At 57.8% G+C, this 19,259-nt stretch carries 20 protein-coding genes; 13 read left to right on the top strand and 7 right to left on the bottom strand.

What is annotated here, in order from left to right; genetic code table 11:
* The 3 genes from DY251_RS16790 to DY251_RS16800 all read right to left on the bottom strand — a co-directional run bounded on the left by DY251_RS16790 (position 1) and on the right by DY251_RS16800 (position 2,769).
* Positions 1-705 carry an ABC transporter ATP-binding protein gene (locus DY251_RS16790; protein ID WP_116625070.1) on the bottom strand — a complete coding sequence of 235 codons (705 nt, stop codon included), beginning with the start codon at positions 703-705 and terminating at the stop codon, positions 1-3.
* On the bottom strand, positions 698-1,405 hold the full coding sequence (locus tag DY251_RS16795) for an ABC transporter ATP-binding protein (RefSeq protein ID WP_116625151.1): 708 nt from the start codon (positions 1,403-1,405) through the stop codon (positions 698-700). Before DY251_RS16795 ends, DY251_RS16790 begins: the two co-directional genes overlap by 8 nt.
* Positions 1,406-1,563: 158 nt before the next feature.
* Complete coding sequence (locus DY251_RS16800) at positions 1,564-2,769, bottom strand: ABC transporter substrate-binding protein (protein ID WP_116625071.1); 1,206 nt, start codon at positions 2,767-2,769, stop codon at positions 1,564-1,566.
* Positions 2,770-2,923: 154 nt separating this feature from the next.
* Between DY251_RS16800 and DY251_RS16805 the strand changes: the two genes are divergently transcribed.
* Positions 2,924-3,826, top strand: coding sequence for a LysR family transcriptional regulator (locus DY251_RS16805; protein ID WP_116625072.1), 903 nt, complete (start codon positions 2,924-2,926; stop codon positions 3,824-3,826).
* Between the two features lie 132 nt (positions 3,827-3,958).
* The gene (locus DY251_RS16810) at positions 3,959-5,785 is read left to right on the top strand and encodes an acyltransferase family protein (protein ID WP_116625073.1); all 1,827 of its coding nucleotides are present in this window, start codon (positions 3,959-3,961) and stop codon (positions 5,783-5,785) included.
* A gap of 7 nt (positions 5,786-5,792) precedes the next feature.
* On the opposite strand, the gene DY251_RS16815 is transcribed toward DY251_RS16810, so the two are convergent.
* Complete coding sequence (locus DY251_RS16815; protein WP_245416013.1) at positions 5,793-6,596, bottom strand: porin family protein; 804 nt, start codon at positions 6,594-6,596, stop codon at positions 5,793-5,795.
* Positions 6,597-6,613: 17 nt separating this feature from the next.
* On the bottom strand, positions 6,614-7,696 hold the full coding sequence (locus DY251_RS16820) for a metal-dependent hydrolase family protein (protein WP_245416014.1): 1,083 nt from the start codon (positions 7,694-7,696) through the stop codon (positions 6,614-6,616).
* Here DY251_RS16820 and DY251_RS21810 point away from each other — a divergent pair.
* The 3 genes from DY251_RS21810 to DY251_RS16830 are packed head-to-tail and all read left to right on the top strand — an operon-like array spanning position 7,676 to position 10,130.
* The gene (locus tag DY251_RS21810; RefSeq protein WP_245416015.1) at positions 7,676-8,212 is read left to right on the top strand and encodes a hypothetical protein; all 537 of its coding nucleotides are present in this window, start codon (positions 7,676-7,678) and stop codon (positions 8,210-8,212) included. The genes DY251_RS16820 and DY251_RS21810 overlap by 21 nt on opposite strands.
* A gap of 44 nt (positions 8,213-8,256) precedes the next feature.
* Positions 8,257-9,093 carry a UDP-2,3-diacylglucosamine diphosphatase gene (locus tag DY251_RS16825; RefSeq protein WP_116625075.1) on the top strand — a complete coding sequence of 279 codons (837 nt, stop codon included), beginning with the start codon at positions 8,257-8,259 and terminating at the stop codon, positions 9,091-9,093.
* Positions 9,090-10,130 carry a glycosyltransferase family 4 protein gene (locus tag DY251_RS16830; protein WP_116625076.1) on the top strand — a complete coding sequence of 347 codons (1,041 nt, stop codon included), beginning with the start codon at positions 9,090-9,092 and terminating at the stop codon, positions 10,128-10,130. The genes DY251_RS16825 and DY251_RS16830 overlap by 4 nt, the downstream gene beginning before the upstream one ends.
* Before the next feature lie 8 nt (positions 10,131-10,138).
* Here DY251_RS16830 and DY251_RS16835 read toward each other — a convergent pair whose 3' ends face one another.
* Together DY251_RS16835 and DY251_RS16840 are read right to left on the bottom strand one after the other, a co-directional pair.
* Complete coding sequence (locus DY251_RS16835) at positions 10,139-10,375, bottom strand: hypothetical protein (RefSeq protein ID WP_137113489.1); 237 nt, start codon at positions 10,373-10,375, stop codon at positions 10,139-10,141.
* An 89-nt stretch (positions 10,376-10,464) separates the two neighbouring features.
* Entirely contained in the window at positions 10,465-10,707 is a 243-nt protein-coding gene (locus tag DY251_RS16840; RefSeq protein ID WP_116625078.1) for a helix-turn-helix domain-containing protein, read from the bottom strand.
* 106 nt (positions 10,708-10,813) lie between these two features.
* Between DY251_RS16840 and DY251_RS16845 the strand changes: the two genes are divergently transcribed.
* The 8 genes from DY251_RS16845 to DY251_RS16880 all read left to right on the top strand — a co-directional run bounded on the left by DY251_RS16845 (position 10,814) and on the right by DY251_RS16880 (position 19,258).
* Positions 10,814-13,732 carry a monovalent cation/H+ antiporter subunit A gene (locus DY251_RS16845; protein WP_116625079.1) on the top strand — a complete coding sequence of 973 codons (2,919 nt, stop codon included), beginning with the start codon at positions 10,814-10,816 and terminating at the stop codon, positions 13,730-13,732.
* Entirely contained in the window at positions 13,732-14,070 is a 339-nt protein-coding gene (locus tag DY251_RS16850) for a Na+/H+ antiporter subunit C (protein WP_116625080.1), read from the top strand. Before DY251_RS16845 ends, DY251_RS16850 begins: the two co-directional genes overlap by 1 nt.
* 1 nt (position 14,071) lies before the next feature.
* Positions 14,072-15,673, top strand: a complete 1,602-nt coding sequence (locus DY251_RS16855; protein WP_116625081.1) for a monovalent cation/H+ antiporter subunit D — start codon at positions 14,072-14,074, stop codon at positions 15,671-15,673.
* A gap of 5 nt (positions 15,674-15,678) precedes the next feature.
* Positions 15,679-16,155: a Na+/H+ antiporter subunit E gene (locus DY251_RS16860; RefSeq protein ID WP_425373313.1), complete on the top strand. Its 477-nt coding sequence runs from the start codon at positions 15,679-15,681 to the stop codon at positions 16,153-16,155.
* On the top strand, positions 16,152-16,433 hold the full coding sequence (locus DY251_RS16865) for a K+/H+ antiporter subunit F (protein ID WP_116625083.1): 282 nt from the start codon (positions 16,152-16,154) through the stop codon (positions 16,431-16,433). Before DY251_RS16860 ends, DY251_RS16865 begins: the two co-directional genes overlap by 4 nt.
* Positions 16,430-16,777, top strand: coding sequence for a monovalent cation/H(+) antiporter subunit G (gene mnhG / locus DY251_RS16870; protein WP_116625084.1), 348 nt, complete (start codon positions 16,430-16,432; stop codon positions 16,775-16,777). Before DY251_RS16865 ends, mnhG begins: the two co-directional genes overlap by 4 nt.
* Before the next feature lie 139 nt (positions 16,778-16,916).
* Positions 16,917-17,498, top strand: coding sequence for a TRAP transporter small permease subunit (locus tag DY251_RS16875; protein WP_116625085.1), 582 nt, complete (start codon positions 16,917-16,919; stop codon positions 17,496-17,498).
* On the top strand, positions 17,498-19,258 hold the full coding sequence (locus tag DY251_RS16880) for a TRAP transporter large permease (RefSeq protein WP_170971323.1): 1,761 nt from the start codon (positions 17,498-17,500) through the stop codon (positions 19,256-19,258). Before DY251_RS16875 ends, DY251_RS16880 begins: the two co-directional genes overlap by 1 nt.
* The last annotated feature ends 1 nt before the right edge of the window (position 19,259 follow it).

A 19,259-nucleotide genomic window follows, 5' to 3' on the forward strand; every position in this document is an offset into this window, starting at 1 on the left:
TCAGACTCCCAGCACTTCATGAAGTTCGCCCATGCGGCTTTCAAGTTCCTCGACCGGAAAATGCGAGACAACCTTACCGTGATCCATCAGGTAGAAACGGTCGGCGATCTTGCTGGCGAAATGGAAATTCTGCTCGACCAAGAGCACGGTCATGCCGCGCCGCTTGAGTTCAGCCAACAACTCGCCGATGCGCTGAACGATGACAGGCGCCAGCCCTTCGGTCGGCTCATCCAGCAGCAGCATCTTGTCGCCGGTACGCAACATGCGCGCAATCGCCAACATCTGCTGTTCGCCGCCGGAAAGCTTTGTGCCCGGACTGTTGCGCCGCTCTTTCAGATTGGGAAAGAGACTGAATATTTCCTCGATGCTCATGCCACCCTTCGCGACGACAGGCGGCAGGATCAGGTTTTCATCAACGGTGAGACTCGCGAAGATGCCGCGCTCTTCCGGAACGTAGCCAATGCCGGTGCGGGCGGTCTTGTGAAGCGGCAGCGCAATCAGGTCTTTTCCATCAAAGTGGATGGAGCCGGTGCGTTTGCGGATCAGCCCCATAATGGCGCGCAGCGTCGTGGTTTTGCCAACGCCATTGCGACCGACAAGCGTAACCGTCTCGCCCGTGTTCACGTCCAGATCGACGCCGTGCAGCGCGTGGCTTTCGCCATACCACGCATTGAGGCCGCGAACGGATAGCAGCGGCTCAGACATGATCGGTACCCATATAGGCTTCGCGGACGCGCTCATCTTTGCTGATCGAAGCGTAATCACCAGATGCAATGACCTGACCATGTTGCAACACGCTGATGCCGTCGCAAATATCTGCGACCACACTGAGATTATGCTCAACCATGAGAACGGCGCGATCCGCCGAAATGGTTTTGACCAATCGCGCTATAGCGCCGACATCCTCATGACCCATGCCAGCCATCGGCTCGTCCAGCAGCAGCACCTTGGGTTCAAGCGCCAGCGTGGTCGCGATTTCCAGTACACGCTTGCGACCATAGGAAAGGTCCGCCGCCATGCGGTCGCGCGCATCGGACAGGCCAACCGCGTCAATGAGCTCTTCGGCGCGCGGGGTTAACACATCAAGCGCTGACATGGACCGCCAGAACTGCGTGGCCAAACCGTTGGGCCGCTGAAGCGCAACGCGAACATTATCCAACACGGTCAGGTACGGAAAGGTGGCCGAAATCTGGAACGAACGAACGACACCCATCTGCGCGACCTTGGCGGGTGGCGCGTTGGTGATGTCCTGCCCATCCAGCGTGATGGTGCCTGCCGTGGGCTGGAAAAACTTGGTGAGCAGGTTGAAGACTGTTGTCTTGCCCGCACCATTCGGACCAATGAGCGCGTGAATATTGCCGTGGCGAACGTCGAGGTCGACATCTTTGACGGCGGTAAATCCCATAAAATCTTTGCGCAGGCCGCGCGCGGAAAGAACAATTTCTCCGGCCTGCCTAGTATGCCCGGTCTGGCTCACGCCCGCCCTCGCCCTTTGAAGTCAATTGAAAAGGAATACGCCAGATGCGCGATGCCGCAAGAGCGGCACCGCGCAGATTTTGGCGCTTACTTGACCAGCGGACAGCCGGCTTCGGCGGGCTTGATGTAGGCTTCGTCGCCCGGGATCGTCGCCAGCACCTTGTAGTAGTCCCAAGGCTGCGTGCTTTCCGATGGCTTCTTCACTTCCATCAAATACATATCATGAATCATGCGGCCATTGGGGCCAACCTTGCCGCCGCGTGCGAAAACATCCTCGACCGGCATTTCGTGCAGGTTTTTCGCGACAGCTTCCGTCTCGTCAGTGCCAGCCTTATCGATAGCCTTGAGATATTGAAGCACGGCGGAATAGGTGCCCGCCTGAATCATGTTCGGCATGCGCCCTGTGCGGTCGAAGAACTTCTTCGCCCAAGCGCGTGAATCGTCATCGCGATCCCAGTAAAAGCCTTCCGTCAGCGTCAGCCCTTGAGCAGCCTCAAGGCCAAGCCCGTGAACCTCGGCAAGAGTGAACAACAGGGCAGCCATGCGCTGACCGCCAGCGACGATGCCAAATTCTGCGGCCTGCTTGATTGCGTTTGCTGTGTCCAGACCGGCGTTTGCCAGACCGACGACCTTGGCGCCCGACGACTGGGCTTGCAGGAGGAATGAGGAGAAATCAGTGGTCGCGAGCGGATGGCGTACGGACCCCAAGACCTTGCCGCCTTTTGAGATCACATATTTCGAGGTCTGTTCTTCAAGCGAATAGCCGAACGCGTAGTCGGCGGTCAGGAAGAACCATGTATCGCCACCCTGTTGCACCAGCGCCCCGCCCGTGCCAACAGCGAGAGCGTGGGTGTCATACGCCCAATGGAACCCGTAGGGCGAGCAGGCTTTGCCGGTGAGATCCGTCGTTGCCGCGCCCGTTACGATGTCGATCTTCTTCTTTTCCTGAGAAATTCCCTGCACGGCCAGCGCGACCGATGAGGTCGTCAATTCCATGATGGCGTCGACCTGCTCGGTGTCATACCATTGGCGGGCAATATTCGAGGCAATGTCGGCCTTGTTCTGGTGATCTGCCGATACAATTTCGATCGGCATGTCTTTGACTTTGCCGCCGAAGTCCTCTGCTGCCATCTTGGCGGCTTCAACCGACCACTTACCGCCGAAGTCGGCATAGACGCCGGACTGATCATTCAGGATGCCGATTTTGACCTTACCGTCGGAAATTTCCTGAGCAACTGCCGGAAACGCTACGGTTGCCATCAATAGCGCCGCCAGCGCGCGCGATAACTTCATGACTCTCCTCCGAGATATATCTAGGACTGCCTCCCCCGCTTTAGCGGTGATGATCAGGCAAGGTCCCGTTCCACACAGGTCAAAAAGCTAGCATTGCATTGCCGTACGGAAAACAGCTAAATTCAGCACAGATTGTGAACGAAAATGTACAGATATGGCTCGTTTCGACTGGGATGATCTGCAATATTTTCTGGCGGTGGCGCGCTCCGGCACCCTGTCGGCAGCTTCGCGCGAACTTCGCACCAACCATGTGACGGTTTCGCGCCGCATAGACCGACTGGAGCAGGCGCTGGGCCGCAAGCTCTTCGAGCGCAATCCGCGCGGCTATGTGCTGACAAATGTGGGTGACGGCCTGCTGGAATCCGCCAAGCTGATGGCGCAGCAGGCGGAAACATTCCGCTCCGAATCACGCAACGACTCCGTCAAGATTGGCGGCGTGGTGCGCTTCAGTTCACTGGAAGGATTCGGAAGCTTTTTTCTCGCAGACCGCCTGCCGGAATTCTGCCGTGCAAACCCTTCGATCCACATTGAAATGATAACGATCCAGCAGATCGTATCGCTGTCGCGGCGCGAGGCGGATTTGTCGATAACGCTGGCGCCGCCGCAAGCAGACCACTATCACAACGAACTGATATCGCCGTACCAGCTCTTTCTGTACGGATCGCGCAGCTATCTCAATGCAAACCCGCCGATAAAAGATAGCTCGGACCTGAATGAGCACGATTTCGTTGGCTACATATCCGACATGATATTCACGCCAGGGCTGGACTATCTCAACGAGATCGCGCCTGGAATTAGACCGCACTATCAGTGTTCCAGCCTCCATGCGCAGGTGCGAGCCGCGATTGCTGGTCTCGGGCTGGTTGTGCTGCCTGCATTTATAGCCAGCGACATTCCCGAACTCGTGCCTGTCTTGCCCGAGGAATTGCGGGTTGACCGCGAATATTGGAGCGTTACGCACAGGGAGCTGGCCACGACGCCGCGCGTGCGCATGTTGATCGAATTTCTAAAATCGCAGACGCGGGCAGCGGCAAGCCGGTTCAATCCGCATATGTAATTTTACCATGGCGACAACGCGAACTTGCACAATTGCGCGTTCATCGCCAAGGTGCGCCGCAAAACAAGAAATACTTAGGGACGGCCAAGCGGCGCGCGAAGCAAATACGCCTTTGGGGATTAGCCTGCGCGAATGCGATACAGACCAGAGATTGACGGCCTGCGCGCTGTCGCAGTTTTGCCTGTCGTTCTATTTCACGCAGGATTCGATGTATTTTCAGGCGGTTATGTCGGCGTCGATGTATTCTTCATCATCTCCGGCTTCCTCATAACAGGGCTTATTCGCGAAGACCTCGCCGCCGGGCGCTTCAGTATTCTGGGATTTTACGAAAGGCGCGTGAGGCGAATCCTGCCCGCGCTGGTAGCAGTATCGCTGATAACAAGCGCGGTCGCGTTTGCGGTGATGCTGCCGAGCTTCATCGTCGATTTCTCGCGCAGCCTCGTCGCTGTATCGACCTTCGTCTCCAACCTGTATTTCTGGAAATTCTCCGGCTATTTCGATGCAAGCGCCGCATTGCGCCCCATGCTGCACACTTGGTCGCTCGCGGTGGAAGAACAGTTCTATGTGTTCATGCCAATCGCCGCATGGATTGTTTATCGCTACTGCGCGCGCCTTTGGCTCTGGATATTCGGATTGGCGCTACTCGCCTCGCTCGTACTCTCGATTTATGCGACACAGGCCGCGCCGACAGCAAACTTTTTCATGTTGCCGACCCGCGCGTGGGAATTGCTGCTCGGTGCCATGTTCGCAAGCATACCCAGGCGCGTGCCGCAGGGAAATCTCGACCAGATCGGCTCGCTCGCGGGCCTTGGCCTTATTCTGTGGGCGGTATTTGCTTATGACGAAACAACCCCCTTCCCCGGCGTGGCCGCGCTGGCTCCCTGCGTCGGCAGCGTGCTGATCATTTATTTCGCCGATCCGCAGACAACCTTTGTTGGCCGCATATTGTCATCGCGCCCAGCTATCTGGATCGGGCTGATCTCATATTCGCTTTATCTCGTGCATTGGCCGATTGCAGTGTTCTGGCGATATCTCACATTGCAAGAACCCGGATTGCTCGGCGCAACGGCGATAACGGCGGCATCTATTCCGTTGGCATATCTGTCCTGGCGCTTTGTCGAACAGCCATTCCGCAAGCGGACAAGCGCCTCCAGTCTGCGCGTAGTACTGACGGGTCTGGCCGCATTGGCCGTGATTGGACTGATTGGCGCATACGGCTGGGCGACAGGCGGAACGCTGACGCACTTTGGCGCTTCGGTCGCACCCAAGACACCGATGGGCAACACATGGCGCAACGGACAGTGCTTTTATGAAACGCAGCCAAATGCGCCTTGGAACCCGCAGGCCTGCGAGATCAATCCGCAAGGGACAGTGCCGGTTCTGCTATGGGGTGACTCATTCGCCGCGCACTATACGCCGGGCATTGTGACCAGCCTTGCAAATGGCGGTGCGGCACATGTCTATGAGTACACAGCGGCGGGATGTCCGCCAGCGCTCGCCTATTATTCGCAGGCGCGCCCGTGGTGTACGGACTTCAACCGCAATGCGCTGAACGAAATCGAGAAGCTTGGCATCAAGCGCGTGATCTTATCAGCACGCTGGGTGGACCTCAGACGGCGCGGCCTTGAGCAACTGGAAAGCACGCTTGTGGCGTTGAAAAAGCTCAATGTCGAAACATTCGTGATCGGTCAATCGCCGATTTTCATCACCGACGTTTCGGTGATTGGCGCGCGTGGAAACGACAAATGGTATTCGACGGTTGACCATGCGCTGAACGTTCAACTGAAAGTGCTTGCCGAGAAGAACGACGCAAAGTTCATCGATCCAACGTCGGCGCTTTGCAGCGGCGCGACGTGCGATATTCGTGTCGATGGGCAGTATTTGTACTTCGATTACGGGCACTTCGGGGATTTCGGAAGCGCGCGAGCGGCAAAGGCGTATTTGCCGCTCGGCCCGTGAGCAAGCGCTAGAAGCGGTAAGTCATGCCAAGGACAGGGCCGCTCAACTGCGAGTCGAAAACGTACCCGTCATTGTCATAGTCTACGTTGAGCACCTTATAGCCCGCCGAAACGGACAGGTGGTCGGTGACGATGTAGTTCACAGTTCCAAGCACCGACCAGGTTGACTCCGAGCCGACACCGAAACCACCGACATCGGCCTGCGCTTGAAGGGAGAGCTTGTCGGTGATGTTGACGAACGCGCGTGCGCCAACCAGCGGATCGGTCCAGCCGAAGCTTTCGCCATAGCTGACAGTGCGCCCAAGCGCGGTGACGGTGACATCATTGGAGATGTGCCAGAAGCGTACCCCACCAAGCGCATCCAGGGTGAAGGTCGGCGTATCGACCAGTCTGTACCCGGCCATTGCCGATGCGGTGAACTCCTTGGTATCGACGTCCACATTGACGCGTGTCCCGGTCGGGATCGGGAATGGCAGAGGCGGCGTTCCGAACTCATGGGGCTCTGTCGTATCGACATACATCAGGTCGCCCGAAAAGACGAAACGCTCATAGCGGCCCCATATATTGATGAAGCCGCCGAAGTTCAGATCCTTGAATACATCCGAGAACGACTTATCAATGCCGATTGTCGGGGCGCGCTGAAAGGGCGATATGTCGCCATTGATCCCGGCGGCCCAAAGATATGGCGTAATCTGCAAAGCCCAATCTTGCCCGACAGGTTCAACTGGCGGTGCTTGTTCCGCGGGATCGGCGGCATGAGCAACCGGCCCAGCGGCCAAGACCAGGAACGCCGCAAGAGCGAATTTTTTCATGAACCTGCCCCCTGTAGTTAAAGCGCATTCTTATGAACGCGTCCGTCCTTGATTATGAGTTTCAATGTTTGATCGGGATCGCCAATGACGGAAATGTCTTCAAGCGGATTCCCCTCGAACACGAGAATATCGGCATAAGCGCCAGCCTCGATCCGGCCCAGCCTGGACGGATATGGATTACGGTGACCTGACAGCGCCACAAGATCGGCATTGCCGCTGGTGACCATCCGCAAGACTTCGGCATTATCGAACCAGCGAGCGAACTTCGCGAGCTGCCTGCCTTGGGTCGCGGTTCCCCTTGGACTGAACAGGATATCTGTCCCCAAGGCCAACTTGGCTTTGTATTTTTTGCCGAACTCGATGGCGCGCACCGTGCCTTCAGCGATCGCCCGTTGGTTGGCCTGCTGCTCTGGATTTGTATATGTATTCGCATCCTCATCCGCGAGGAATGGCTGGATACTCCACCAGGCATCGGCATCGACGATTTTCTTTGCCGTCTCTTCGTCGGCCAGCTGCCCGTGCTCGATGGATTTGATGCCGCAGGCAAGTGCGCGCTGGATTGCGGGCGCGGTGTAGGTGTGGACACAGACATAGGTGCCCCAATCGGACGCAGCGGCCACCGCCGCCATCATTTCCCGCTCGGTATACTGAAGCGCGTCGATCGGATCGTAGGCAGAGGCGACACCTCCACCGCCCATGATCTTGATCTGACTTGCGCCCAGCAGGAGCTGCTCGCGCACGCGGCGCAGAACTTCGTCCTCTCCATCGGCGATTTCGGCAATGCCGCCAACTTCCGCCATGCTCGGATTTGTCTGAGGCGTGCGCGGAAGCTCTGTGCGCATACGGAAATCGCCGTGACCGGACGTTTGCGAGATCATAGCGCCGGAGGGATAGATGCGCGGCCCCGGAAAGCGCCCCTCGTCAATCGTGCGCTTGAGCGCAAAGGACGGCCCGCCCACGTCGCGAACTGTCGTGAACCCGCGAAGGATGGTCCGCTCCGCCTCCTGAGCAGCAACGAGGTGTACGTAAGGAATATCCGCCGTTATCGCAGCGAGTTGTGCAATGCCCGCGAGGATGGAATGCCAGTGCGCGTCGATCATGCCAGGCATCAAAACGCGATTGCCGCAATCTATGATATCAGCGTTCGCAACGACATCTGCCGCCGCTGGCAGCGCTTTGATGAGCGACCCTTGCAGCAGGACATTCTTGCCCTCGATCAGCGTACCGTTGACACCATCGAAAATACGCACGTTCTTGAGCAAAGTCGGCTTCGCAGAATCTTGCGCAAAAGCAGGATCAACCAGACCGAGCAAAGAAGCAGCGGCGCTGGCACCGATACCTTTCAAGAAAGAACGCCGAGAAAACCCCTGGTTGAGGCGGTCCAGCAACTGCTGAACCTGCGGGCTGTGGCAAGGGCATGCCAAGCCATGCACAAGATGCTGATATTTTTGGCCAAAACGAGTGCGCGACACAGGCTTTTCCCTTTGCTTGTTGCAAGCGCCGCAACTTTAAATGCGCAATCAATGATTGAATTACTAATTCAAATATTGATCTTCGTGCAAGCGCGCTTGCCGTGCGCAACGTCGGAATCCAGCGGTTTTGATCGAGAGATTTGAGCTGTGTCATTCTGGTGTCATGACCTGCCGGGCAAAAGCAGCCCATGGACGCACAATGTTTCACAGATTCGTCTGAAGCCGGACAAGCAACGCGATACCGGAGCCTCTTCATCTCCGACGTGCATTTGGGCACAAAGGGAGCGCAGGCAGAGGCGCTTCTGGAATTTCTGAAGATGCATGATGCCGATACGATCTATCTGGTCGGAGACATCATCGACGGATGGCGGCTGCGGGCATCATGGTACTGGCCGCAGACCCACAACGACGTGGTCCAGAAACTGCTGCGCAAGGTGCGCAAAGGTACGCGGATCATCTATATTCCGGGCAATCATGACGAGTTCCTGCGCGAGTTCTGCGGACTGCAGTTCGGCGGCATAGAAATCAACGAAACCGCGATCCACGAAGCAGCTGACGGCAAGCGATATCTCATCGTGCACGGCGATTTATTCGATCTCGTGGTGAGGCACGCCAAATGGCTGGCTTTGCTCGGTGACTGGGCATACCGCGCGGCGATGGTTCTCTCAGCTTATATCAACTTCGTACGGCGCAAGCTTGGCTTCACCTATTGGTCACTTTCGGCCTGGGCGAAGGCGCGTGTCAAAAACGCCGTTAATTTCATCGGCCAATTCGAAGACACACTCGCGGCGGAAGCGAAACGCCACGAAGTTGACGGGGTGATCTGCGGACATATTCACTCTGCAGCGATGCGCGATATTGGCGGCCTCGACTACATCAATACTGGCGACTGGGTCGAAAGCTGCACCGCCGTTGTCGAACATTGGGACGGCCGCATGGAAATGGTGAACTGGCAAACGCAAAGCCAGGTTTTGAGTGGCTCAGCCCAACTGGCCTTACCGCTGCGCTGGAGGCGCGCCGCATGAGCATACTGATCGTCACCGACGCCTGGCGACCACAAGTCAATGGTGTTGCGCTGACGCTTGAACGTCTCGCGCAAACGCTGGGGCAAATGGGCACGCAGACCGCTTTTCTTACGCCCAATGATTTCAGAACCGTTCCGATGCCGAGCTATCCTGAAATCAGGCTCTCCCTTGCCACCAGCAATATGGTGGCGCGGCGCATTGACGAAATGCAGCCTGAACGAATCCATATCGCCACCGAGGGGCCGCTGGGCGTTCTCGCTCGCAAGATTTGCATCGCGCGGAAAATAGCGTTCACCACGAGCTATCATACGCGCTTTCCCGAATTCATTCGGGCGCGGGTGCCGATCCCGGAAAGCTGGAGCTACCGCTGGCTTCGCAACTTTCACAATGCTGGCAAAGGCGTGCTCGTCGCCACCCCTTCGATGGGTGCAGAACTCGCAACGCGTGGATTTCGAAACATTCGACTCTGGTCGCGTGGCGTGGATACACGATTGTTCCATCCGTCGCAGCGCAAGGAGATGGGCTTGCCGCGGCCGATCTTCCTGAATGTTGGTCGTGTTGCAGTCGAGAAGAACCTGCCAGCGTTTCTGGGTCTTGACCTTCCCGGCAGCAAGGTTGTCGTTGGGGACGGTCCGGACCTGCAGCGGCTGAAAGCGAAATATCCCGACGTGCATTTTCTGGGAACGCGCCGCGGCACTGAACTTTCACAGATTTATGCATCAGCGGACGTATTCGTATTTCCAAGCAAAACTGACACGTTCGGCAACGTCATACTGGAGGCATTGGCAAGCGGCTGCCCTGTGGCGGCATATCCCGTTACCGGACCGCTGGACATAATCGGTGAAGGTCACGGCGGCGTTCTATCGGCCGATTTACGAGAAGCCGCGCTGGCTGCGACAAGCGTTGCACGCGCATGTGCCCGCGAACGCGCAATGGCCTATGACTGGCACGAATGCGCGCGGCAGTTTCTGCAGTTCAGCACATCTGTTTGCTCGGCGTCAGAGCAAACGATCAGCGCATTGCAGCGCGCGCACTAGTTCGAAGCTTACACGACTACGCGATTCATGCGCTCCAGCAGCGCGTGGCGTGAAGTAACTCCCAAGGAAAAGAGCGCCAGGATCCGCCGCGCGCACTCATCCCGATCACCAATTTCAAACACCCGATGCTGGGTGCAATATTCATCAAGAACGCTGGTGAGCGTGGTCAAATCGGTAGAGTCAGCAATAATGTTGAGCATCGCCTTACATCCATCTGAAGGCGAAAGCGTGATGGGCTCTTTCAAGCGCTTGATTGCCGTAAACACTGCAAGCGACCAATGCACTCTAGACCGCAATTGTGGCATCTCAAATAACATTTGAGGGAGAACGTCGCTCAGCCCCGCGCCCTGAAACGAACGCCAACGCCACGCGCTGCGCCATCTTCAAAAAGCAGCTCGACACCGCGCAGACGGAACGCATTGATCAGCAGCTCCTCCGAACTGCGCTGGAGCGCGTGACGCTGGCACTCGAAATCCTTGATGGTGCTACGGGAAACCCCCGCCGCGAGCGCGAGTTGGCCCTGTGTCCAATTCAAAAGACCTCGCGCAGCACGACATTGTTCGGGCAGCAGAGACATAGTGCCGGACTCGTTGCTGTTTCGCCGATTATTCCGTTGCAGAGTCAACCATAATGGGTGACATTAGGCAACCGTTCTTCATGCTGAGTCCGAGGCATCCCATCGTATGATCGAGAGTGCAATCTTGATTCCGCTCGTCACGATACCCTTCGTGGTGAGCCTTATCGCGCTTGCACTTCCTTCCAACGCCCGCAACACGGAAGCCTGGATTGCCGGCATTACGGCGCTTGGGTTATTTATCCTCACGGCGATGCAATATCCGGCTGTCGACGATGGCGGCGCGATACGGCACAACATCGAATGGGTGCCACAGCTTGGCCTGAATATGACGTTTCGCATGGACGGCTTTGCATGGCTGTTCACCATGCTGATTACCGGGATCGGTTTCCTGGTTGTCATTTATGCGCGCTATTACATGTCGCCCGAAGACCCGGTGCCGCGCTTCTATGCATTTCTGCTTGCGTTTATGGGGTCGATGCTCGGCGTCGTAAATTCCGGTAACCTGATCCAGCTTGTCGTGTTCTGGGAACTGACGAGCGTCTTTTCATTCCTGCTGATTGGCTACTGGTATCACAATGCCGCCGCGCGCGATGGCGCACGCATGGCGCTGACGATCACCGCGCTTGGCGGGCTGTGCCTGCTGGCCGGCATCCTGCTGATCGGGCAAGTGGTAGGCAGCTACGATCTCGACACGGTGCTTGCTTCCGGCTCGATGATCCGTGGACATAAGCTCTATGTGCCGATCCTCGTTCTCGTGCTGATCGGCGCATTTACGAAGAGCGCGCAGTTTCCATTCCATGTCTGGCTGCCGAACGCTATGTCGGCCCCAACGCCTGTGTCCGCCTATCTGCATTCGGCAACGATGGTGAAGGCCGGCGTATTCCTGATGACGCGCCTCTGGCCGGTGCTCGCAGGCACGCCGGAGTGGTTCACGATTGTCGGACTTGCTGGCATGGCGACCCTGCTGCTCGGCGCATTTTTCGCAATCTTCCAGCAGGACATCAAAGGGCTGCTTGCGTATTCGACCATCAGCCATCTGGGACTTATCACGCTGCTGCTCAGCCTCGGCAGCCCGCTTGGCCTGGTGGCCGCGATTTTCCACATGGCCAACCACGCTACATTCAAGGCATCGCTGTTCATGGCGGCGGGTATCATCGACCATGAAGCCGGAACACGCGACATGCGCAAGCTTGGCGGATTGTTCTCGCTGATGCCGGTGACCGCCACGCTGGCGATGGTGGCAAGCGCAGCGATGGCGGGCGTGCCGCTGCTCAACGGCTTTTTGTCCAAGGAGATGTTCTTTGCGGAGGCAATCGAGCATCACGCGGATTCGATTCTGGATACGGCAGCGCCTTACGTAGCCGTGCTGGCGAGCGCATTCGCTGTTACCTATTCGATCCGGTTCATTCACGGCGTTTTTTTCGGAAAAATACCGGCGGACATGCCGAAGCATCCGCATGAGCCGCCTTTCTTCATGAGATTGCCGGCGATGCTGCTGGTGTTGATATGCCTCGTTGTCGGCATACTGCCCGGCCAGACTATCGGCGGCTATCTCAACAGCGCAGCGATGGCAGTGCTTGGCCCCGAAATGCCGGAATATAGCCTATCGATCTGGCACGGGTTCAACGTGCCGCTGCTAATGAGCGTTCTGGCGCTTGTCGCGGGAATTCTGCTCTACGGCATTCTCAAGACCTATCTCGCCACGAGCGAGGAAGGCCCACCGTATTTCCGCGAACTCAAAGGGCAGCGCATTTTTGAGCGCGTGATGGTATCCGTATCGTGGCGCTGGGCGCGCCTGCTGGAAAGCTGGCTCGGCACGCGGCGGCTGCAACCGCAGCTGCGGCTATTGGCGTTTATCGCGCTTGTTGCGGCGGTATTGGCTGCGACAAGGCGCGGCGTGCCGCACCCAACCCTCTCGTTGGGAAATATGGATTTGCTTTTCACCGGGCTCTGGGCGATCGGCATTATTTGCGCGATTGGCGCGGCATATCAGGCGAAATATCACAGGCTTTACGCGCTTATCCTGATGGGCGGCGCGGGGCTGGTAACGTGCATCTCCTTCATTTGGCTTTCGGCGCCTGACCTGGCGCTGACACAGCTCGTGGTCGAAGTGGTGACGACCGTGCTGATCCTGCTCGGCCTGCGGTGGCTGCCGAAACGGATAGAGCAGAATTACGATGGCGTATCACTGGAAACGCGACTGCGGCGCGGTCGTGACATGCTGCTGGCCGTCGGTTGCGGCGCGGGTACGGCATTCCTCGCTTACGTCGTGATGGTGCGCCAGCCGCCACAGACCATCGCCGACTTTTTCGTCGAGAACGCGTACGAGCTTGGCGGTGGGCGCAATATCGTCAACGTTATCCTTGTCGATTTCCGCGGCTTCGATACGTTTGGCGAAATCACGGTTCTCGGCATTGTTGCGCTGACCGTTTTCTCCCTGTTGCGCCGCTTCCGCCCTGCCCCGGACAATATCGATTCACCGGAGCAGCAATTGCTGCAATCGAGACATACGGCCCGCAGCGACGAGAGCGAGGAAGCCGAAACGGCGAGCATTGCCGACGAATATCTCTACATGCCTTCGGTGATTATGCAGTGGCTGTTCCCAGTCATTATCGTGTTTGCTTTCTACCTGTTCCTGCGGGGCCACGATGCGCCGGGCGGCGGCTTCGTTGCAGGCATCGCGATGGCCGCGGCGTTCATTCTGCAATATATGGCTGCGGGCACGCGCTGGGTGGAAGAGCGGTTGCGCGTTCTGCCCGTGCGGTGGATGGGCATGGGCCTTCTGGTTGCTGCGGCAACGGGCCTTGGCGCGTGGGTATTTGGCTATCCATTCCTGACATCGCACGCGCAATATATCGAGCTTACGCTGATCGGAAAGGTTCCGGCAGCGACGGCGCTGATATTCGACTTCGGCATTTTCTCGCTGGTGATGGGCGCTACCGTGCTGATGCTCATCGCGATTGCGCACCAATCGATCCGCAAGCTGCGCGCGGCGAAGCTGCCGACAGCGCAGGAGAACGCGTGATGGAACTCGTTCTCGCAATCGGAATCGGAGCACTGGTAGGTTCGGGCGTGTGGCTACTGCAACGCCCGCGCACGTTCCAGCTCATCGTCGGACTTTCGCTGATCGGCTATGGCGTCAACCTGTTCATCTTCGCGATGGGACGGCTGCGCGTTAACGCGGCACCCGTATTGTCCGATGGCGGGCCGGCCGATCCGTCAGCCTATGCCGATCCTATTCCGCAGGCGCTGGTTCTGACTGCAATCGTGATCGGCTTCGCTACAACAGCGCTGTTTCTGGTCGTGTTGTTAGCGGCGCGTGGCCTGACCGGCTCGGATCACGTCGACGGCAGGGAGCCATAATATGGACCTGTCGAACCACCTCATCATCGCGCCGATACTGCTGCCTTTGCTGACGGGCGCGCTGCTGCTTCTCTTCGATGAACGCAAGCACACGTTGAAAGCGCTGCTCAGCGTCGGTTCGACGTTGCTGCTGGTCGCGATGGGTATGGTGCTACTGCGCGTAGCAGATAGCGGCACTGCGAGCGTCTACCTTCTTGGAAACTGGGCAGCGCCGTTTGGCATTGTGCTGGTGCTGGACCGCTTGTCCGCCGTCATGCTGCTCGTGACGAGCCTGCTGGCGATTGCGTCGCTGTTCTTTTCACTCGCGCGGTGGGACAAGATGGGCTCGCACTTCCACAGCCTGTTCCAGTTTCTGCTGATGGGGTTGAACGGCGCTTTCCTGACCGGCGATCTTTTCAATCTGTTTGTGTTTTTCGAGGTGGTTCTTTCCGCTTCATATGGCTTGCTGCTGCACGGATCGGGGCCGCATCGAGTGCGCGCCGGGCTGCACTACATCGCAATGAACCTGGCCGCATCGTTCCTGTTCCTCGTTGGCGTCGCGCTGATCTATGGCGTTACGGGCACGCTGAACATGGCTGACCTCGTCGGGCGCATCGGCGAGGTGCCGCCGGAAAACCGTTTCCTGCTGGAAGCAGGCGCGGCAATCCTCGGCATCGCGTTTCTGGTCAAAGCTGGAATGTGGCCGCTCTGCTTCTGGCTTCCGAGCGCTTATTCTGCGGCAGCAGCGCCGGTTGCCGCGATCTTCGCCGTGCTGAGCAAGATGGGCATCTATGTGCTGCTGCGACTTTCACCGCTTTTGTTCGGTGCAGCGGCAGGAAGCTCGGCAGGCTTCGACGACAAATGGCTGTTTGCCGGTGGCCTTGTAACGCTGGCCTTCGGCACGATTGGCGTTCTGGCATCGCAAGCGATGGTGAGGCTGGCCGCGTTCAGCGTTCTAGTTTCAAGCGGCACGCTGCTGGCGGCAGTCGCAATGTCGGGCGACCGCTCAACAGCAGCGGCGCTCTACTACATGATTAGTTCCACGCTGACGATCGGCGCGCTGTTCCTGCTGATCGAACTGCTTGAGCGCGCGCAAGATCCCGCCGCGGCGGTTCTGTCAGTCACGATGGAAGCCTATGGCGATGGCGACGAAGACGAACCGGAAGAGGAAGTGGGTGTCACCATCCCTGCGACGCTTGCCATCCTTGGCGTCTCATTCGGTGTTTGCGGCATTCTGCTTTCCGGTCTGCCACCGCTGTCCGGCTTTGTGGGTAAATTCGCGCTGCTTTCGGCAGCCATCGATGCGGGCAACAAGATTTCGACGTTAAACTGGTTCTTCTTTGGCCTGCTGATAACTTCGGGCCTGTTCGCGATGGTCGCAATGGTGCGCGCGGGCATCCGCATATTCTGGGCGCCCGTCGAGATCATCGTGCCGCGCGTTCGAGTGATCGAATTCGTGCCCGTGGCATTCCTGTTGATACTTTGCATCTGGATGACGGCGCAGGCGGGGCCAACAATGCGCTATCTGGACGCTGCGGCCAACGCCTTGCACGATCCGACGGGCTATGTTCATGACGTGCTGAGCGCCGCACCAATACCGTCGCCAAAGGAGGCTGGACATTGAGCCGCGTGCTTCCATACCCTGCACTCGCAGCGTCACTGCTGCTGATGTGGTTTCTGCTCAATGGCTTTTCGCTCGGCCATCTCGTGCTGGGCGCTGCGATTGCGCTGTTCGCGACCTGGGCGATGGTGTCGCTGCAACCTGCCAAGCCGCGCGTGCGCAGCTGGGGTGCAGTGCTGCGCCTGCTCGGCCTCGTGTCGGTGGACGTTCTGCGCTCCAACATTGCGGTGGCGCGGCTGATCCTGTCTCCCAACAGCGCACAAGCGCGATCAGGCTTCATCCCGATCGAGCTGACGCTGCGCGATAAAACAGGCCTCGCCGTGCTCGCCTGCGCGCTGACGGCCACGCCGGGCACAGCTTGGGTGGAGTACCGATCCCGGCAGAATATCCTGCTTCTGCATGTGCTTGATGTGGGCGACGAGCAAGACTGGATCGACCTCATCAAGCAGCGCTATGAACCCCTGCTGCTGGAGATATTCGAATGAGTGTGACCCTGCTCTACTGGTCGCTGACGATTTCGCACTGGCTGCTGCTGGCGGCAATGTTCTGTTGCCTCATCCGGCTCGTGCGCGGGCCGCGCGCGCAAGACCGCGTGCTTGCATTCGATGCGCTTTATGTGAGCGCGATGCTGTTCCTGCTCAGTCTCGGCATCGCAACTCGCAGCCCGTTCTATTTCGACGCAGCGTTGGTGATTGCCCTGCTCGGCTTTGTTTCCACAGCAGCATTGTCAAAGTTTCTCATGCGCGGCGAGGTCATCGAATGAGCGACCCCACCGCACTTCCTCTCTGGGCGGCTATCCTGATTTCAGCGTTTCTGTTGATCGGATCAGGGCTGACGCTGCTTGGCGCTATCGGCCTTCTAAAATTCGGCAGCTTTTACCGACGCCTCCATGCCCCAACGCTTGGCACGACATTCGGCGCGGGCGGCATACTCATCGCGTCCATCATATTTTCGCTTTTTAGCCAGACGCGGCCGTTTCTGCATGAATTGCTGATTTCGGTTTTCGTGACCGTAACGACACCCGTCACGCTGATGCTGCTGAGCCGCGCGGCACTTTTTCGCGACAGAACCGAGAAAAACGAAGACGTGCCGCCGTTCCGCGGCTGAGCTGTCGCCACTATTTTTGCCACTTTCGTTGTAGCGACAAGCGGTCTGCTGTGATCTAAGCAGTTATGAGAATCTTGATCGGCTGTTGGGGAACGTGCCGCATCAGGACATACGAGGCGGAGTACAGGGAGGAAATGGGATGGCGGGTTTACTCGCGCTTTCCAGAGCCATTGATCGATTCAACGAAATCGTCGGCAAGTGGGTGGGATGGTTGATCCTGCTTTCCATCCTGATCAGCGCGATTAACGCGGTTGTTCGCAAGGTTTTCAGTATCTCCTCGAACGCGTGGCTCGAAGCGCAATGGTATCTTTTTGGTGCTGCGTTTTTGCTGGCTGCGGCCTACACACTCAAGGAGAACGAGCATATTCGAATTGACATCGTCTACGGCATGTTCTCCCGGCGCGTTCAACACTGGATTGACCTTTTCGGCCACGTGTTCTTCCTGATGCCGTTCGTGCTGCTGATGGTCTATTACTTCGTCCCCTATTTCCTGCTCTCCTACAGATCCGGCGAAATGTCGACCAATGCGGGCGGCCTTATCATCTGGCCAGCAAAAGCGCTGCTGTTGATTGGCTTCACCCAACTCGCCTTTCAGGGCATTTCGGAAATCATAAAAAAGATCGCGATCATACGAGGAGACATTGAGGACCCCAATCCCTTCATCTCCGCTCACGAGGCTGCCGAACTGGAAGGCAAAGCGCTGGCGGAGGAGATCAAGTAATGATCGAGTTCATCGCCACGAACATGGCTCCGATCATGTTCTGCTCTCTTATTGTTTTTCTGCTGCTCGGCTATCCTGTCGCATTTGCGTTGGCTGCAAACGGACTGCTTTTCTTTTTGATCGGCGTTGAATTGGCACCGCTTTCGAGCGGGACGATCAGCCTCAACTGGAATTTGCTCTACGCCCTGCCCGAGCGCTTCTATGGCGGCGTAATGGCAAATGAAACGCTGTTGGCCATTCCGTTTTTCACCTTCATGGGCATTGTGCTCGAACGATCGGGCATGGCTGAAGACCTGCTCGACACGATAGGCCAGTTGTTCGGTCCGGTTCGCGGCGGCCTCGCCTACGCCGTCATTTTCGTCGGCGCACTGCTTGCGGCTACGACCGGCGTAGTGGCAGCGTCCGTGATCGCGATGGGCCTCATTTCGCTGCCTATCATGTTGCGCTACGGATACGACCGGCGTCTCGCTTCGGGCGTTATCGCCGCATCCGGTACACTTGCCCAGATCATCCCGCCATCGCTTGTTCTTATCGTTTTGGCGGACCAGCTGGGTCGCTCGGTTGGCGATATGTACAAGGGCGCAATGATACCCGGTCTGATCCTCACCGGCATCTACATGCTCTATGTCCTCGTGATGTCGATCATCCGACCAAAATCGATGCCCGCGCTGCCGCCCGAAGCGCGCACGCTCGGCTCAGGCGTCACGTCATTGTTTGTAGCACTCGTGGCCGCCGGCGCATTTGCCTATGCGGCGCACATCTACCTCGCGCCGACCCATGGGGAGAATGCCGACATTCTTGGCGCAACGGTTGGCGTGATCGTGATTTATATCGTCGCGCTGATCGACAAGCATTCCAGCCTCGGCATGATGTCCCGGCTTGCGCAACAGGTGATTATCGTTCTGATCCCGCCGCTGGCGCTCATTTTTCTGGTTCTGGGAACGATCTTCCTCGGCATTGCGACGCCAACAGAAGGCGGCGCGATGGGCGCGGTCGGCGCGCTGATCATGGCTGCAATGAAGGGTCGCCTAAATTTGGACGTGGTGCAGCAGGCACTCGCCGCCACCACGCGCCTTTCGTCATTCGTGATGTTCATCCTCATCGGCGCGCGCGTTTTTTCGCTGACGTTTTACGGCGTGAACGGGCATCTCTGGGTTGAACATCTGCTGACCTCACTTCCTGGCGGAGAGATAGGCTTCCTGATTGCCGTCAATATTCTGGTTTTCCTGCTTGCGTTCTTCCTCGACTTCTTCGAGCTGGCATTCATTATCGTTCCGCTTCTTGCGCCCGCGGCGGATAAGCTCGGCATTGATCTGATCTGGTTTGGCGTGCTGTTGGGCGTCAACATGCAGACCAGCTTCATGCACCCGCCATTCGGATTTGCATTGTTCTACCTGCGCTCGGTGGCAACACGCGTGCCATATATCGACCGCATCACGAAACAGAGGATCGAACCCATTACAACTGGCCAGATCTACTGGGGTGCAGTGCCGTTCGTATTCATCCAGGTCTTGATGGTGACACTGGTCATTATGTTCCCGCAAATGGTGATGCACTACAAAGGCAAGGTAGTTGATCCATCGACCATCGACATCAAATTGCCCGACCTGCCAGGATTTGGCGCGCCGGCTGGCGGTGCAACGCAGCCAAAGCTGGAACAGCCGAATAGCAATGACCTGTCCTCGCCACCCGATATGGGTGGATCCAAGCAAGCGCCCGCGCCGGCCAACGACCTGTCAAAGCCGCCTAGTTTTAACTGAC

The organism is Mesorhizobium denitrificans (assembly GCF_003403035.1).
GTDB lineage: Bacteria > Pseudomonadota > Alphaproteobacteria > Rhizobiales > Rhizobiaceae > Mesorhizobium_G > Mesorhizobium_G denitrificans.